Here is a 16,822-nt window from a genome sequence, read left to right as displayed (position 1 = left end):
CTGCAGGTGTTTTTATGGATCTCACAGTTGAAAAATCAGGTAACCTTGAAGGAACCGTTAAGGCACCCCCATCGAAGAGCTACACCCACCGGGCAGTCATAATCGCAGCACTGGCAGAGGGGGTATCAGAGATCAGGGACCCACTCATAGCCGAGGACACCCTTTCGTCCCTGAACGCCTGCAGGGCCTTCGGCATAAGGGTTGATGAGGGGGATGCCTGGACCGTGCATGGAAGCGGAGGGGAACTTGAAACCCCTGATGACGTTATCTATCTGGGGAACTCTGGCACAACCCTCCGCCTCATGACCTCTGTGGCTGGCCTTGCAGAAAACTACACGGTACTCACAGGGGACGAATCCCTCAGAACAAGGCCAATGCAGCCACTCCTTGATGCCCTGAGACCCCTCGGTGTCGAGGCACTGTCATCACGGATGAATGGACTTCCACCGATTATCGTAAGGGGTGGTTTAAGGGGTGGCAGTACATCCATCAGGGGGGATGTCAGTTCACAGTTCATATCATCCATCCTCATCGCAGCACCCCTCACCGAGGGTGTTGAAGTGATGGTGGAGGGCGACTTCATCTCAAGGCCCTACGTTGACATGACAGTTGATGTGATGGAGAGGTTCTCTGTCCCCGTTGATTACTCCGAAGGCACCTTCCGGGTTGAACCAGCAGTTTACAGGGGACTGGACTACACGGTTGAGGGTGACTACTCATCAGCATCCTACCTTGCAGGGGCGGTGGCTGCTGCAGGTGGGGATGTCCTCATCGAAAACCTCTTCAGGGATTCGAGGCAGGGAGACCGCATCATACTGGACATAATCAGTGATATGGGGGCCGAGGTAAGGAGGGGGGAGGACCACGTCAGGATAGCCTCCACCGGTGAGCTCTCTGGGGTCTCCGTCAACCTCCACGACGCCCCCGACCTCCTGCCAACGGTGGCTGTCCTCGGGGCCCTTGCAACTGGCCGGACCGAGATAGGCGGTGTTGAACATGCAAGGTACAAGGAAACAGACAGGATAAGCACATGCGCTGCTGAACTCAGAAGACTTGGAGTGGATGTCACCGAACTTCCCGATGGGATGATCATAGAGGGAGGTGCCTCCGGGGGGACTGTCTGGTCCCATGGTGACCACAGACTTGCAATGGCCTTCACACTCATAGGCCTCAGGGAGGGTATAACTATAAGGGATGCAGAGGTTTTCAGCGTATCATTCCCTGATTTCCCAGAGAGGATGATGCAGATTGGTTGCAGAATGAATTTATCCTAAAATATATAAAATAGGGTTAACCCATATTCAAATGTTAGACTAACTGAATGACTGTGAGTTGATTATATGAAGAAAGCCAAGGAGACAAAGGTTGTAATCTTTGGAGATTATGATACCGGTAAAACAACAACCCTTGAACAGCTCTGTGATAAGATAACCAAGGTTGAATACAAGGGCACAACACTTGCACTTGATTATGGTAACTGCATTGTTAATGGTGAGAAGATACACCTCTTTGCAACACCCGGCCATGAGAGATTCAAGTTCATGCTTGAGATAATATCAAACGGCCTTGACGCTGCAATAATAGTTGTTGATAACTCAAGGGGCGTCACCCTGGCGGAGAAGGAAATAATGGCTGAACTTGATGAGAAAAACATACCCTACGTTGTATTCTCAAATAAACAGGACCTCGATGATTCTGAACTGGAAATAGACTCCGAAGTGGAGGTATTCCCTACAGTTGCAACGGAGGGCAGTGGGCTCATGGAGGGCCTTGAAGTTCTACTTGAAAAGCTCAACTGATTTCATCTTTTTTTCTCAGGATAAACTTTTTTCTGGTGATCTCATCAAGGATATTGATGCCATAATTGGGGGTCTGAGGAGTGTATACTCCATGAGGGTCTTTGAGGACCGTGACCCCTACCGCGTACTTATAAGGACCATCCTGTCACAGAGGACAAGGGATGAGAACACCGATGAGGCCACAGCCAGTCTCTTTGAGAGGTACCCCTCCATTGAGGATGTGGCCTATGCACCCCTCGAGGAAATCGAAGCCCTCATCAGGAAGGCAGGCTTCTATCATGTGAAGGCCAGGAGGGTGAGGGAGGTTTCCAGGATAATCCTCGAGGAATATGATGGTAAGGTGCCGGATGACATCAACGAGCTCCTGAAACTCCCCGGGGTGGGCAGAAAGACAGCCAACTGTGTCCTGGTCTATGCCTTTGGCAGGCCAGCCATACCGGTGGATACCCATGTCCATAGGATATCCAACAGGATAGGACTTGTGGATACCAGGACCCCCGAGGAGACCGAGAGGGCACTGATGAAGGTGATTCCCAGGGAATACTGGATAGAGCTCAATGACCTCATGGTACAGTTCGGCCAGGACATATGCAGGCCTCTGGGTCCACGCCATGAGGAGTGCCCCATAGCAGATCACTGCGACTATTACTTCAGGATTAAGGAAGAGGGCAAAAAGAAAGTTTAGGCCATGCTCCAGAAAATTTAACGCCACTCATGGCTCCATGCCCTGTTTCAATCTTATTTAGTGGTCAGAGGGATCACCCCTTAAGGGCTGCAACCTTCTCTGCAAAGGCTGATAGCACCTTCTTTGAGAGTCCCTCAATATACTTGAGTGAACCGGCACATTCATGGCCACCACCATCTATCACTGCCTCTGGGATCTCCTCTGCGAGTTCCCAGACTATCTCGTTGAGGTTAAATCCAAATTTCTCATTGACAGCATCAGTGGCCCTTATAACACCGAAGTCAGGTCCGTAGGCCAGGGTGATTATGGGTGTGTCCTCACCATGCTTCTGGACCATGTAATCATGGACGAATCCACAGGTCTTCCCCGGGGCAGGGAATGTGAAGCGGTGTGAGTACTTCTCAACATCCAGGACATTGAAGAGTATCCCGTTGGGCAGCCTTGTGGATTTGAGGTTGGGTATGGCTGCCCTGAGCTGGGTGTCAACCTTCCTCTCGTATTCCCTGTAGAGCGCATCAACCAGTTTCTTGTGTTTATCAAGACTTCCAAGCCCAAGTATGGTGTCGATGATGCCCCTCCCGTTCATGAACCTGAGGTAGAAGGCCTCGAAGTCTATACATGCGGCGATCCTTTCAAGGTCCTCCCTTTCATAGCCGCGCTCTGCTGCAAGTTCAATGTAGGCCTCGGCCTCAGGGGAGTTCGCATGGTCACCAACCGCAGCGATACCAGGGAGATGGAGAATCCTCTCTGCAATTTCAGGGTTTATCATCTTGGCTATCTCCACTGACAGCGACCCCGCAGTTATCTGGGAGTCGCCACCGACCAGGTATGGATTCACGTGGGTGTCAACATATTCATCAACCTCAACACGTCCATCCTGGACCTCGCCAGGGTAGTGGTGGTCCACAACCACGATTTCAATGTCATATATCTTGGCCTTCATGAGGGCAAGTATATCCTCCTCTGTCGACCCGTTATCAAGCAGTACAAGGAGCGGCAGTTTCTGCCCGTGCCTCTCGAGGTCCTCCAGGGCATATGAGAGGTCCTTCACAACGTCCTCGAGTTCATAGAAGGGTGCCTTGCTGGGGGCCCTCTTGAAGTAGTGCCACTCAGCATCTGTGCTGGGGTTGAGGTCACGGAGGAGGGGTAAAACAGCCTTTTCAATGGCAACACCGGCACAGATACCATCAGCGTCTGCATGGTGCCTCACAAGGATGGATCTTCCATCATAGACGGCCCTCCTTATTGCCTTGGCCGCCTCCACAAGTTTTGGTCTTAATTTTTCCAGGGTTTCGCTTTCAATTAAGAGGTCCTTTCTTTCTGGTTCAGCCCTCCTGTCTATGGCCTCATCGATGAGCCGCCTGGCTTCCGCAGCTTCATTACCTATGAGGCGTTCAATTGACTCGGATTCGATCTGAATCTTTCCTGTGTGCTGGTTAACCTCTCCTATAACCTCAACTATGTGGCCGATCTGTATGTGGGGGTAGACCCTTATACCTGGCTCATCGAAGGCCGCAGCCCATGTGGTCCCGGTTTCATCGGATACCGTGAATATGGTTGGACCGGATGTCTGCTGGATCTGAATGACCTCCCCCACTATCCGCACGGTTTTACCAAGGCTCTTTGTATCTATGTCTGCTATCCTCGTCCTTGGCAGGTCCTTCTTTAACTTGATAACCTCGTAGGGCCCCTTTATACTGGCCGGGATCATGTCCACCTCGCCCTTGTAGGGTTTCACCTGGGATACCCTGACGAATAGTTCATCCCCCACCTTGTAGTCTGGGAACAATCCCCTCATGAGTCCCCAGACGTGGCTGTTGAGGCTCACAAAGACCCCATATTTTTCAACCCTGGTTATCTTCCCACGGTATATGCTTCCAACCTCGAGGTCGTCCATTGTGCATGCAGGGTGGAGGATGTAGACCTTCTCCTTCTTCTGACATTCCGGGCAGTACTCATCCCTACCCTTCATCATCCTTCCACATGATGGGCAGATGTTAACCTCACCCTTACCGCCACAGGTGGGGCAGGTTTCCCTCACCTCCACCTCACCCTTACCCCTGCATACCTCACAGGGGACCTCATGGGAGTCCTCGAGGTCGAACCTCTGCCTTGCACTGTTTGAAACACCCTTGAAATGATCCTTTATATCCTCTGTTGATCTGAAACCTGTTCCATGGCATGCGCTGCATATCTTGTAACTCTTAACACGGTAACCTTTACCCTTACATTCATTACATGACTGAATCATGGTATTCCTCATAGAAACGATTTATTTAAATGATAAATGTTAGGTTTATTATATTAAACTGGAATCCATATATATTTGTGTGCCCTGAGAGGGAGGTTATGAATGTTTGATCCCCCAGCACTGAAAAATTCGGTCATAAGTTTTCTCAATAAAAGGAGACATTCCAGCGGCGGTTACACACTCTATGAGGGACTGCCAGATTCAAAGAACACCTACTATGCCATCAGGTCCTTCGAGGTCCTTGACCATGAGCCGCCCCGGCTTGAGGAGACCCTGGACTGGCTCGAGGATGTCCACAGGGGAGGGACCTTCGCTGCCCAGGGACTCTTCTACAGGTGCAGTATCCTCAGGGATTATGGCAGGAACTTTGAAATACCTGAGAAATTCACTGAGATGCTGAGGACATCATACAGGAAATCAAGCCTTGAGATAACCTTCTACATGGACTCCGTCCTCAGGATGCATGGGGAATACCTTGATGAAATACCGGAATGGGTCCTCTCAATTCAGAATGAGGATGGGGGATTCGGTGCCTATGGTTCAGATATAATCAACACCCGCTTTGCCCTTGAGATACTCAACGGCCATGGCATGAAGATTCCGGGCGATGAGGTCCTTCAGTTCACAGACTCCTGCTTCTCGGATGGTGCCTGGAACTTCACACCCATATCATATCCACCATACATTGAAACCGTCCATTCGGGGTTCCGCATCAATGAGATCCTGAGGGGTAAGGTGAGTGATGTCACACGGTTTATAATGAAAATAAGGAATCCCGATGGTGGTTTCAGGAGGTCCGTCTATATGGGGATATCTGAACCGGAGTACACCTACAGGGCAATTTACATGCTGGCCAGTATTCATGGATGGTGAAACACTGCTCGCATGCTGAGGAAATCTTGTTGAAGGGAGTACCATCATGAGGAAATCAACGGTATTCATTGTAATCCTCGGAATCGTGAGCCTCTTCGCTGATATGACCTATGAGGGTGGTAGGGGGATAACGGGTCCATTTCTGGCTTTTCTGGGTGCAAGCGCATTCATGGTTGGATTTGCAGCCGGTTTCGGGGAGCTATCTGGATACCTTGTGAGGTTTCTCTCGGGCTACATCTCTGATAGAACCGGGAGGTACTGGCTCATAACCTTTGCCGGGTACCTTATCAACCTCCTTGCAGTTCCCCTCCTTGCATTTGCAGGTAACTGGCAGGTTGCGGTTTTGCTGATCATACTTGAGAGGCTCGGTAAGGGCCTCAGGACACCACCAAGGGATGCAATGCTATCCTACGCCTCCTATGATATGGGTCATGGAGCCGGATTCGGGTTGCATGAGGCCCTGGATCAGATAGGTGCAGTTGCAGGTCCCTTAATGGTCTTCATTGTTCTTGCATCCGGCGGAGGCTACCGGGAGGGCTTCCTGGTTCTCCTGGCACCCGCCACTATAGCCATTGCAGTACTTGTCACCGGTTACCTCATGTTCCCGAGGCCCTCTGAACTTGAAGCATCAGGAGAAATTGATTACAGAGATTTCAGGGGGGCTTACTGGCTTTACCTTGCCTCGGTATGCTTCGTTGCCCTGGGGTATGCTGATTTCCCACTGATCGGATATCACCTTGGAGTCAGGAGTGTTCTGGATCCCTCAAACATCCCCATTATATATGCACTCGCAATGCTCACCGATGCCCTCTCAGCCCTGGTATCTGGCAGATACTTCGACAGGTACGGTTTCAGGGTGATGGCCCTCGCGGTTCTCGTTTCAATGTTCTATGCACCCCTCTCATTCCTTGGAGGTTCATGGGCTGCAGTTATGGGTGCTGTACTCTGGGGTGTGGGCATGGGGGCCCAGGAGTCTGTTATGAGGGCGGCTGTTTCTGCATTCTCATCTCCGGAGAGGAGGGGCTCTGCCTACGGTACATTTAACACCATCTTCGGCGTGGCATGGTTTTCAGGAAGCCTCATCATGAGTTACCTCTATGGACTCTCTGTACCGGGACTTGTGGCATTCTCGATCATCACACAGTCCGCAGCTCTGGTCATTCTTCTTGGACTTGAAGGATTCAGGTCTGCTGGTTAAATGCCTTCTCCTGGAACATGAATTCCCTGGTCCCGGAGATTTTCCACTTTTTTATACTAACTGAAAGGTCATGTTCAGCATTCATAAAGTATATAATGGATAAATATGGAGATAAATTACATCCTGCAGGTGATGGAGTCCACCTTTAACCGCTTTTTCTGGCTGATGACTCCTGCATAATAATGTGGGAGAAACTTTCCTCAAACTGGAGGTATAAATTTGGAGTACGTTGCATTTAGCGTAGCTGTTATCATACTACTTGGTCTTCTATTCAACAGGGTTTTCACCAGGGCAAGGCTCCCGGGAATCCTGGGGATGCTGATACTGGGTATCCTTATAGGCCCCCATGGATTGAACCTCATATCAAAGAGCATAATGGATATATCCCCCGACCTCAGGGTTATAGCCCTCATAATAATCCTTCTGAGGGCAGGGTTTGGTATAAACCTCGAGAGCCTCAGGAAGGTGGGAATGACTGCAGTCAAGATGAGCTTCATCCCGGACGTCTTTGAGGGCCTTGCGGTGATGGTGGCCTCACACTACATACTTGGACTTCCCATCATTGAGGCGGGTATACTGGGCTTTGTTATAGCCGCAGTCTCACCGGCAGTCATAGTTCCCCAGATGCTCTCATTCATTGAGAGGAGGATGGGAACAGCCAAGGGCATACCCACGATTATACTGACGGGGGCATCAGTTGATGATGTTGTTTCAATAACGCTGTTCTCTGTATTCCTCGGCATATATCAGGGACAGCAGGTTAATCTCCTTGTCGAGGCCATTGGAGTTCCACTATCAATCCTGACGGGGATAACTGGAGGCCTTGCACTTGGTCTTGCCCTGGTATATCTCTTCAGGAGGTTTGAGATAAGGAACACCGAGAAAACCCTCATAATCCTAGGTGCAGCCATCCTCCTCAAGAACATGGGGGACCTTATTAGCACCTATCTCCCGATAGCCGCCCTTGTGGGTGTCATGGTGGTGGGACTTGTCATCCTGGAGAGGATGCCCGAGACTGGACTCAAATTATCTGAGAAGTTCAACAAGGTCTGGATATTCGCGGAGATACTACTCTTCGTCCTTGTAGGTGCACAGGTGGATGTGAGGCTCATATTCCATGTCGGCCTTCTGGGACTTGCAGTGATCACCGCTGGACTGATGGTGAGGAGTATCGGTGTCCTGCTCTCCCTCAAGGGAACGGATCTTAACCTTAAGGAGAAGGTGTTCTGCATATCGGCGTACATACCAAAGGCCACAGTCCAGGCAGCTATAGGAGCAATACCCCTTGCTGCTGGAGTGGCTGCCGGTGAAACAATACTCGCAATGGCTGTACTTGCCATCCTCTTCACAGCACCCCTCGGATCCCTGGCTGTGAAATGGACAGGTGAGAGGTTCCTGGAGGTTGAAAGGGGGAATTAAAAATGACTTGGATGAGTCTGATCGTTTAGCTGAATTTTTCCGGATTTTTTTTCACAATTTCCATCCTTTCACTTTCAAGCTCCTTTGCGGTCCTCATGTAGCTGTTTGCCATTTCAATGTTGGAGTTACCGTTTCCTGTTTCATTGATACTGAACATCTGGATGGCATTTTTAAGTTCAATGGTTGCGTTTATCTTGGCCTCAAGTTCAGATACAAGGAGTTCGAGGTAATTAACAATTACCGGGTCTGCACCGTTCCTGGCATAGCCCAGGGCCTCCGATGCAAGGTCCCTGGCGGACCTGTACTCTGAAGCTGCGAGTTCACACTTTGATAGTGCCTCATCGAGTTTGAAGCTGTTGGCTGCAATGGCGGATTCATTGAAATAGGAGTCACCCTTCTTTATATGGTCGTTTATCTCGGGCACCAGCTGGTTTATGCTGCCGTTTCCCGAGTTTATACACCCACTCACAGCCACAACGAGAATTAAAAGGCTGATAAAATGGATACGCTTCATGTTGGATTTCTTTATATTCTGGAAAATAAAAGTTTTGGGGTTCAGGATGTTTCAGAGTGACGATTTATTTATTGATTAACGGTGCTCAATCAGGGCTATACGGACTCCATTCGGGTCCTCAATGAATGCCAGGAGCCCCACCGTTATTGGTGTCGGTTCCATAAGGACCCTTGCTCCACGCGATCTCAGATCATTCAGGGTGGCTTCGAGGTCATCGACCTCCATTCCTATTGAAAAGAATCCGGGTTTATCGGTGGGGTTTTTGATCAGCTCCACCATGGCTTCTCCTTCACCCCTCAGGATTGTTATCTCTCCGCTGGCTCCAAGATCGTAATGGCTGTCTACAGTGAACCCCATCACATCCCTGTAGAATTTAACAGACTCCTCCATCTCATCAACTATTATGGTGGCATACTTAATCTTCACATCGGGACCTCCTGGCTAAAAAAAGGTAATCCTGTGTCTCAGTACCAGAGACCATGTATATTGCAGTAGATCCTCACCATGAAGTCTGAAGCCATCTCAACAGGGAACTCTGCCTCTGGATTGTCTCCAGGGTTCAGGTCCTTCCTGTAGACCATGTCTCCGGCAATAACCTCTATCCACTGGATGTGGTGGTTCTCCTCCATGGGGTGTGGAACCTCACCCACCTTAACCCTGATGCCAGTACCGGTTTCTTCGACCACCGGGACATGCTTCTCTGGTCCAACATCGGTTCTTCTTGCAACCAGTAGTTCCATGGGCTGATTACAGCATACAAGCTGTCCAGCTCCGGGGTTAAGGACTTCAACGATATTTCCGCAGACGTTGCATCTGAATATCTGGTTGGTTTCTGTCATTGGTGACCCTTCAGTAGTCCTCACATTTCACCTGGAAGTATCTGGACGGATGGTCACATGATGGACACTTCTCAGGTGGTTCTGTTCCCTCATGGACGTAGCCGCATTTTCTGCAGACCCAGGTCACGGGTTCATCCTTCCTGTAAACCTTACCTGTCTCAACCAGCTTGAGGAGCTTTCTGTAGCGTTCCTCGTGGTGTTTCTCTGCCTCGGCTATTGCTCTGAGCCTCTTTGCAATTTCAGGGTATCCCTCCTCCTCTGCCACATCAGCAAATTCAGGGTACATCTCGCTGTTCTCATAGTGCTCACCCTCAATGGCTGCTATGAGGTTCTCATCTGTGGTTCCAAGTGTGAGGGGAGCCTCCGCATCTACCACGATTGAGCTGAGGTCCTCACCGACCTCCTTTTTGAGGTCATTTATCAGGCGGAAGAGCCACTTGGCATGCTCCCTCTCATTATCCGCCGTGGTCAGGAATATCTCGGATATCTGCTCAAATCCTTCCTTCTTGGCGATTTTGGCATAGAAGGTGTACCTGTTCCTTGCCTGGCTCTCACCAATAAAGGCCTTTGTAAGGTTTTCAAGGGTTCTTTTCATTTTCTTCACCCATCCTTTTTACATAGGATACTATGTAGAACATCATATTAAATCCTTTCATTTTATGTCTGGCAGCTGCTGAGGCATGGATTTTGATGGTACGTGGTTGAGGGAATGAAATGTCTAAGCCCATTTTTGTTGCTTAGACATGGATTTAACGGCCGCTCTGCCCACTGAAGCTGAAGGTCCTTGCGTTCAGGGCGACTATGACGGTGCTCAGTGACATCAGGATGGCTCCCATGGCGGGACTGAGGATGATACCCTGCCCGTAGAGGACTCCTGCCGCCAGAGGGAGGGCTATGACATTGTATCCTGTGGCCCAGATGAGGTTCTCCTTCATCTTGCTGTAGGTGGCTGCTGCAAGATCCATCAGGTCCACAACGTCAAGGGGGTTGCTCCTCACAAGGACAACATCGGCACTCTCGATTGCAACATCCGTTCCGGCCCCTATTGCAACACCAATGTCTGCCTGTACAAGGGCCGGGGCATCGTTGACACCATCACCGACCATTACAACCCTCAGCCCCTCCTCCTGAAGCTTCCTTATTTCATCATACTTCTCAATGGGTATGAGCTCAGCCATGTAATCGTCTATACCAACCTCTGAGGCCACCCACCCAGCCACTGCACTGCTGTCACCTGTTAACATGAGGCACCTGACACCCCTTGATCTGAGGATCCCCACAGCCTCCCGGGCCTCGGGCCTTATCATGTCTGCAAGGGCGATGCAGCCCCTTAGTTCATCATCCACAATCACAAATACGGTGGTCTTGGCCTGACCTATCAGTTCATCAACCCGGGGGTCACTGATGCTGAAACCAAGCTCCTCTGTGTAGCCGTAACTGAGCACCTTCACCACTGAGCCGTTAACATGCCCCATCACACCCCTGCCCTCAAGTGAGTTGAAGTTCTCCACCGGAAGGACCTCAGCAACGGCTTCAACTATCCCCCTTGCTATGGGGTGGCTTGATCCTGATTCAACGGCCGCGGCGTAGGATAATATTTCTCCCTCATCCATTTCAGGGTCAAAGGATATAACATCGGTTATTCCAAGCTCACCCATGGTGAGTGTCCCTGTCTTGTCAAATACAACCACATCAGGGTCCCGGGCATTCTCAAAGGATTCACGGTTCCTTATGAGTATACCCCTCCCTGCGGAGATGGCTGTTGAGACGGCTATAACGAGGGGTATTGCAAGTCCCAGTGCATGGGGGCAAGCGGTGACCATGAGGGTGACGGCCCTTTCAAGGGAGAAGAATACGTCCATCCCCAGCCAGGACCAGGCGATGAAGGTTAGAAGCCCACCGAGGAGGGCGATGGAGGTTAACCAGAAGGCGGCTTTGTCCGCAAGGACCTGTGTCCTTGTCCTGCCCTCCTGGGCTCTGCCCACGAGTTCAATGATCTGGGAGATGAAGGACTCCTCACCCACACGTTCAACCTCCACCGTGAGGGACCCCCCAGTGTTTATGGAGCCCCCGATGACACCATCCCCCGGCACCTTCTTTATGGGCCTTGATTCCCCTGTCAGCAGTGATTCATTGACATGGGACTCCCCCCTGATGACGGTCCCATCTGAGGGTACCCTCTCACCGGACCTCACAACCACAATGTCACCTGGTTTGAGGGTGCTCACATCAACGTCCTCAACCTTGCCGTCAACCACCAGGTGGGCCCTCCTGGGCAGCAGTCCTGCAAGCCTCTCAACAGCCCCTGATGCACTCATTATGGATCTCATCTCGATCCAGTGACCCAGGAGCATAACATCTATCAGTGTGACGAGTTCAACAAAGAATACCATTCCCTCGAGGCCCAGAATCACCCCGAGGCTGTAGGTGTATGCCACTGTTATTGCAACTGCAATGAGTGTCATCATACCGGGGGTGCGTGATGATAGCTCACGCAGGGACCCCCTGAGGAAGGGGTATCCCCCATACAGGAATATTGCTGATGATAGAATGAGCACCAGAAATTCGCTGCCCTCAAAACTGAACAGGACGTTGCCAGTTGGAAGCTCCCCTAAAAGGATCACGGGTATGGTCATGAGGAGGCATATGATGAACCTCCTCCTGTAGTCCTCCTCGTGGTGCCCGTGGCTGTCCATCATCTTACCCTTCTTCTCATGGTGCCCGTGGCTCTCCATAATTTCACCGGGACCTTTCTCATGGTCTTTCTGTCTGCCCATCTATTTCACCCCCAGGTACTCGATGACCCTTTCAGGGTCCTCTGCTGGCGGGTGGCATTTGCTGCCATCACAGAGGTAGTAGGTGCACCCATCACCCAGGGCCACCTTCTCATTGAGGTGTGCCGGGGCAAAGGACCAGTCACCTGATCCCCCCATAACTGTGAGGGTGAAATCCGGGATCAGGGTTTTCCTGAGAACTGCAGGTATTTCTGGTTCTCCACTGCAGACAACCACCAGGGACCTCCCACCATAAACTGCCCACTCTGCAGAGGACAGGAGGAAGGTGTGAGCCCCTGGAGACGATTCAACCCTCCTGGAGAAGGCTTTCAGTATCCCCCTGGCCTCATCTATCAGTCCTTCATCCTCGAGGAGACCACCGAGCCTCAGAAGGTTCTGCATCTGAACAGAGTTACCTGATGGAATCGCCCCATCCATTGATTCCTTTGGCCTCACAATAACATCCGGATCATCTGTGAGATAAAAACCACCATCAGAGTCCCTGAAGTTATCCCTGAGGATCTCTGTGAGTTCAAGGGCCTTTCTGATGTACCCCTCCCGGAGGGTCGCATCATACATTTCAAGGAGACCCCATATCAGGAATGCGTAGTCATCCAGTTTCCCGTTTATGGCTGCCTCGCCATCCCTGTACCTGTGAAGTAGCCTTCCATCGGACATTAACCTGCCCTCAATGAATTCAAGGCACCCTTCAGCTGCCCTGAGGGATTCATCATGGTCAAGAACCCTGCTGCAGCGTGCAAGGGCACCGATCATCAGGCCATTCCAGTCTGTGAGCACCTTATCATCCACAGAAGGGGCCTCACGTTCAAGTCTTCTTTCAAGAAGGACCCTCCTTGCCTCCTCTATCCTCTCATTAAGTTCATCGAGGGTCAGATTGAACTCCTCTGCCACCCTCTCAGGGGAATCCACATGGAGTATGTTCGCACCCCTCACCTCGCCCCTGAAGTTACCATCCTCAAGAACATTGAAGTAGCGCATTACAAGGTCTGCATCATCACCGAGGGCCTCCTGTATCTCTGATGCCCTCCAGAGGTAGTAACCACCCTCAACACCACCGCTTTCAGCATCCACGGCCGAGTAGAATCCACCCTCCGGGACTTGAGGTCCCTGAGGACATACTCTGAAATCTCAAGGGCGGTCCTCTGGTGGAGCTCATCACCCGTCACCTGGAAGGCCTCAAGGTAGGCTGTCATTGCGAGGGCCTGGTCATAGAGCATCTTCTCAAAGTGGGGTATCGTCCATGTTGGTTCAACAGCGTATCTGTGGAAACCGTAACCCAGCTGGTCATATATTCCACCGTACCTCATCCTCTCCAGGGTGAGTCTGACCATCTCAAGGGCCTCCCCCTCACCCCTCCGGAGGTGGTAGGTGAGGAGGAAGTGGATGTTGTGGGGAGTTGGGAATTTCTGCTGAGACCCGAAACCACCATTTTTCCTGTCAAAATTCCTCCTGAGGTACTCGTAGGCCATATCCACGGTTTCAGGTTTAATCTGGTATGAAGCGGGCTTTTCCTTCAGGGCCTCCACGACCTTCCTCGCGGTCTCAGCTATCCCGTCGGCGTCCTTCTTCCAGAGCATCACAACCCTCTCAAGGATCGTCTTAAGGCCCGGGACTCCACCCCTATCCTCTGGAGGGAAGTAGGTCCCTGCAAAGAAGGGTTCACCCTCGGGTGTCATGATGATCGTCAGGGGCCATCCCCCGGCACCTGTCATCATCTGGCAGACCCTCATGTATATGGCATCAATATCCGGGCGCTCCTCCCGGTCCACCTTAACAGAAACAAAGTCTCGATTGAGTATATCTGCGATTTCAGGGTTCTCAAAGGACTCCCTTGCCATCACATGGCACCAGTGACAGGTGGAGTATCCTATCGATAAAAATATGGGTTTCCTCTCTGCCAGGGCCTTTCTGAAGGCATCATCACCCCATGGATACCAGTTCACAGGGTTGTGTGCATGCTGCAGTAAATAGGGACTCTTCTCCTTTATGAGAGAATTGGTGTACTCATCTTTCATTGGTTCCCCCTCACCATTATTTATGTTGATGGCGCTTTATTAATTGAGGGGTTGACTGTACCTTATTATCTTCAGTCACCTTCTGCTTCCTCTGTGCGGTACTTCATCTGGATTCGGTAGTAAGAAGACAGCAACTACCGAGCTGCTTAATCTCTTCACTTCATTCATCTGATGATGCATGCCAGTTTTTCATTAAGGGGTCCATGCTAATAGGGGAGGCGATCATAAAATTCGAATCCTTTAATTAACTGTCCCATCAAATTCATGTGTATAGATGATCGGGTGATCCACAATGAGTCTCATCATAACCTACATAAGTAGCAAGGGATGCGTCATAGCTGGAGATAAACGGAGAATAGCCTATTTTGGTGATAAATCAAGTAGAGAGGTACTTGAGGAGGAGCTGTACACAGGCAAGATAAAAAGTGATGAGGAACTCCAGAGGAGGGCGTCGGAGCTTGGCGTAAATATAAAGGTCACAGATGACACATGCAAGGTCAGAAGCCTTGGCGACGTTGTTGTGGGTGAAATAAGCCAGAAAACACCCTTTGAGACAAGAAGAAGAAGGATATACGCAACAACAGGGGCCTATCAGATAATTGAACTCACAGGTTCAAGGATAACCAGCATGGAAAAGGGTGATACTGCAATAATAGTCTTCGGAAATAAGATAGCCAAGGAGATTACAAACAGGTTCCTTAAAAAGAGGTGGAAGACAAAGACAAGCCTTAAGGATGTTGCTGACCTCTTCAGGGAACTCATGGACCATGTATCCTCACAGACACCATCTGTTGGTAGTGAATATGATCTGTTCATAAAGAGCCCCTCACTGGATAAGAAGAGCGCCCACAGGCTTCTGAGTGATACAATCGTGAGGGACGTCCGCCTCCTACAGAAATGGAGGGCCAAACTCAAACAGGAGATGCTAGACCGACGGGAGGAGATAAAACTGGCCTCAAGGATCCTCACAGAGGGTGAGGTCGGCAGGGTTATGAGGCAGGATGGGAGCCACGTGGAGGTTAAACTTGCCGGTGACGTTGAGGCCTATGACACTCGCTGGAAGAAGGTTGCAGGTCCAGGGGACATGGTACTCATGAGGATATCAGATGGCGGCACCCTTTCACCCGGCGAGAAAATAGCTGTAAGGGATGAGAACCTCTGCGTGGAGGGGAGAGATATAAAGGTCGACTGTGACGTCATAATCTGTCGCAGGGAGGAATAAATTTTTATTGGCGACGGATAAAGATAGGATGGGTGATTGAATGAGGTTAACGTTTCTAGGGAGTGGTGGCGGACGATTTCGCCACCATAACACAGAAAAGGATGACCGGCGGGCTGAGGATTGATGGAATCGCCGGCATGAACATCCACATCGACCCGGGTCCAGGGGCGCTTGTGAGGTCCTATCAGTTTGACTCTGACCCCAGGAAGCTGGATGCTGTGATGGTATCCCACTCACACACTGACCACTACACCGATGCAGAGGTACTCATAGAGGCAATGACCAGGGGCATGACGCGCCAGAGGGGCACCATCCTGGGAAGTTTAAGTGTAATGGAGGGTTACAGGGACTGGGGGCCATGCATATCAGAGTACCATATGAGAAGATCACGATGCATAACACTATCAGCCGGTGAGACAGTGGATATAGGGGATCTTGAGGTTACAGGTACAGGCACCGTCCATGGGGACCCGACAGGTGTGGGGTTCAGGTTAAGGACTGATGATCTTTCAGTGTCCTATACCTCGGATACAGAGTACTTCGATGGACTTGCCGATTACCACCGGGGGGCGGATGTCCTCATATCAAGCGTCATAAGACCAGGGGATGAGCATATAAGGGGCCACATGTGTACGGATGATTTCATAAAACTTGTGGAGGATGTGAAACCTGGTATTGCAGTGATGACCCACCTTGGAATGAAGATGATACTCAACGACCCTGAGATGGAGGCATTCAGGTCCAGGAGGCAACGGGTATCAGGACACTGGCAGCGAGGGATGGCATGAAACTTGACCTGGATGGGGGCAGCCCGGCCATTTCCTGAAGGCTCTCTTCATCCACACATGCTTCCTTCAAAAAACCTCCAGGTTTTGAATTATACAAAAAACTCATACATATTACGGCTCTGCAAAGTATTTACCTGAGGGAAGAGTGGAAACCCAGGGACAGAAATTTAAAAAGGACTCCTCAATAAACAGACCCGATAAAAAAGCCATGAAACGTTAACGATGACGATTACCTGGTCAGAGATGAACATCTTCCAAAATTCCCATTTAACATAGGTTTCGATCATGATAGGGTTTCAGAACACATATAAACCTTGGAACAGGGACCAGATGGGAGTTTTCGAACATCAAGGCAGGGTTCAGGATCATACATGCGGACCATTAATTATTTAAGGATCCAGTTTCAATAAGTCATAAAAAATTA

The 16,822-nt window shown here is 50.5% G+C and carries 16 protein-coding genes and 1 riboswitch; of the genes, 8 read left to right on the top strand and 8 right to left on the bottom strand.

The features are described from left to right. Positions 1-14 precede the first annotated feature (14 nt). From aroA to nth, 3 genes are all read left to right on the top strand, one after another. Complete coding sequence (gene aroA / locus MTH_RS03590; protein WP_010876404.1) at positions 15-1,274, top strand: 3-phosphoshikimate 1-carboxyvinyltransferase; 1,260 nt, start codon at positions 15-17, stop codon at positions 1,272-1,274. 66 nt (positions 1,275-1,340) lie between these two features. Beyond that, entirely contained in the window at positions 1,341-1,799 is a 459-nt protein-coding gene (locus MTH_RS03585) for a GTP-binding protein (RefSeq protein WP_010876403.1), read from the top strand. A gap of 91 nt (positions 1,800-1,890) precedes the next feature. Next, positions 1,891-2,484 (top strand): endonuclease III domain-containing protein, encoded by a 594-nt coding sequence (gene nth / locus MTH_RS03580; protein ID WP_143485759.1) that lies wholly within the window; start codon positions 1,891-1,893, stop codon positions 2,482-2,484. Between the two features lie 73 nt (positions 2,485-2,557). Here the strand turns inward: nth and MTH_RS03575 are convergent, their stop codons facing one another. Next, on the bottom strand, positions 2,558-4,735 hold the full coding sequence (locus MTH_RS03575) for a DHH family phosphoesterase (RefSeq protein WP_048060894.1): 2,178 nt from the start codon (positions 4,733-4,735) through the stop codon (positions 2,558-2,560). 102 nt (positions 4,736-4,837) lie between these two features. On the opposite strand from MTH_RS03575, the gene MTH_RS03570 reads away from it, so the two are divergent. The 3 genes from MTH_RS03570 to MTH_RS03560 all read left to right on the top strand — a co-directional run bounded on the left by MTH_RS03570 (position 4,838) and on the right by MTH_RS03560 (position 8,225). Next, complete coding sequence (locus MTH_RS03570; protein WP_010876400.1) at positions 4,838-5,608, top strand: prenyltransferase/squalene oxidase repeat-containing protein; 771 nt, start codon at positions 4,838-4,840, stop codon at positions 5,606-5,608. Positions 5,609-5,654: 46 nt separating this feature from the next. Next, positions 5,655-6,806, top strand: a complete 1,152-nt coding sequence (locus MTH_RS03565; RefSeq protein WP_010876399.1) for an MFS transporter — start codon at positions 5,655-5,657, stop codon at positions 6,804-6,806. Between the two features lie 119 nt (positions 6,807-6,925). Continuing rightward, positions 6,926-6,988, top strand: a riboswitch (Fluoride riboswitch). Between the two features lie 37 nt (positions 6,989-7,025). Then, complete coding sequence (locus tag MTH_RS03560) at positions 7,026-8,225, top strand: cation:proton antiporter (RefSeq protein WP_010876398.1); 1,200 nt, start codon at positions 7,026-7,028, stop codon at positions 8,223-8,225. Between the two features lie 25 nt (positions 8,226-8,250). Here the strand turns inward: MTH_RS03560 and MTH_RS03555 are convergent, their stop codons facing one another. The 7 genes from MTH_RS03555 to MTH_RS09885 form a co-directional block, all read right to left on the bottom strand. Continuing rightward, positions 8,251-8,739: a hypothetical protein gene (locus MTH_RS03555; protein WP_010876397.1), complete on the bottom strand. Its 489-nt coding sequence runs from the start codon at positions 8,737-8,739 to the stop codon at positions 8,251-8,253. A 75-nt stretch (positions 8,740-8,814) separates the two neighbouring features. Next, entirely contained in the window at positions 8,815-9,165 is a 351-nt protein-coding gene (locus MTH_RS03550) for a VOC family protein (protein WP_010876396.1), read from the bottom strand. 38 nt (positions 9,166-9,203) lie between these two features. After that, entirely contained in the window at positions 9,204-9,578 is a 375-nt protein-coding gene (locus MTH_RS03545; RefSeq protein ID WP_010876395.1) for a desulfoferrodoxin, read from the bottom strand. A gap of 10 nt (positions 9,579-9,588) precedes the next feature. Continuing rightward, positions 9,589-10,173: a rubrerythrin gene (gene rbr / locus MTH_RS03540; protein WP_048060893.1), complete on the bottom strand. Its 585-nt coding sequence runs from the start codon at positions 10,171-10,173 to the stop codon at positions 9,589-9,591. Between the two features lie 154 nt (positions 10,174-10,327). Beyond that, entirely contained in the window at positions 10,328-12,355 is a 2,028-nt protein-coding gene (locus MTH_RS03535) for a heavy metal translocating P-type ATPase (protein WP_010876393.1), read from the bottom strand. Further along, on the bottom strand, positions 12,356-13,444 hold the full coding sequence (locus MTH_RS09890; protein ID WP_202943320.1) for a thioredoxin domain-containing protein: 1,089 nt from the start codon (positions 13,442-13,444) through the stop codon (positions 12,356-12,358). After that, positions 13,351-14,388, bottom strand: coding sequence for a thioredoxin domain-containing protein (locus MTH_RS09885; protein ID WP_010876391.1), 1,038 nt, complete (start codon positions 14,386-14,388; stop codon positions 13,351-13,353). Before MTH_RS09885 ends, MTH_RS09890 begins: the two co-directional genes overlap by 94 nt. Before the next feature lie 292 nt (positions 14,389-14,680). Between MTH_RS09885 and MTH_RS03525 the strand changes: the two genes are divergently transcribed. Both MTH_RS03525 and MTH_RS03520 read left to right on the top strand, forming a co-directional pair. Beyond that, complete coding sequence (locus MTH_RS03525) at positions 14,681-15,610, top strand: DUF2121 family protein (RefSeq protein ID WP_010876390.1); 930 nt, start codon at positions 14,681-14,683, stop codon at positions 15,608-15,610. 62 nt (positions 15,611-15,672) lie between these two features. Then, positions 15,673-16,398: an MBL fold metallo-hydrolase gene (locus tag MTH_RS03520; RefSeq protein ID WP_010876389.1), complete on the top strand. Its 726-nt coding sequence runs from the start codon at positions 15,673-15,675 to the stop codon at positions 16,396-16,398. Positions 16,399-16,822: the final 424 nt, after the last annotated feature.

This window comes from Methanothermobacter thermautotrophicus str. Delta H, from assembly GCF_000008645.1.
Classification (GTDB): domain Archaea; phylum Methanobacteriota; class Methanobacteria; order Methanobacteriales; family Methanothermobacteraceae; genus Methanothermobacter; species Methanothermobacter thermautotrophicus.
The sequence above is the reverse complement of the archived record's forward strand: the minus strand, read 5'-3'. Positions and strand labels throughout refer to the sequence as shown.